This is a genomic window from Oleiphilus sp. HI0125, assembly GCF_001635355.1.
In genome coordinates, this window is record NZ_LWGF01000006.1 from 1 (window position 1) to 675 (window position 675).

Genomic DNA, 675 nt, shown 5'->3' on the forward strand with positions numbered 1-675 from the left:
ATGAAGTGGCACCGCTATTCACCAGTGCCGAAGCAGAGCGTGTTGCTACCTACGATGTTCCAGAACAAGCTGCAGGAAGCACAATTTTTAGTGGTACAGAAGAGCAAGGCGAGAAAGCTTTTCGTGTAACTGATCAAGGAAAGGTAGTTTTCTTTAACACAATAGACGGGAGCATTGATAATCTTGTATCTCTCCCGATTCCCGAGGGAGTTGAAGTATCTAGCGTCGCCAACGCAGATCCTGCTTCTCGCAAATTCGTACTTGGCCTAAGTGATGGTTCTGCTCTGGTATTGCAGCACAGCTATAAAATCACTTACCCCAATGACCAGCGCAAGATTGAACCTTTTATTGAATATCCATTCGGCGAAGAGGCTATGCAGCTATCTGAGAATGGCGAGCCTCTGAAAGAAATTTCTATTGCCTTAAGTGACGGCGCACTAATGGTCGTCGCGGTAACAGAATCGAATGCCTTGGTTGCAAAACAATTCGAACAAGAAGAAGACTTTTTGAGCGGTGAAATACGTTTAGTGCCTGAAGAAGTTGATCTCCCACAACTTGATGTCGCACCTAAATTTATCATTGCTGAACCTGCGATGCGCTTTGTATTTGTCGGTACAAATGACGGACATATCCAGGTTTTAGATCTCAATGCAAAACGTGAAAATATCGTCAACG

Annotated in this window: 1 pseudogene; it reads left to right on the forward strand. The window is 44.4% G+C overall.

The features are described from left to right. Positions 1-675: pseudogene (locus A3762_RS26745) on the forward strand (phosphate ABC transporter permease); the annotation flags it as partial.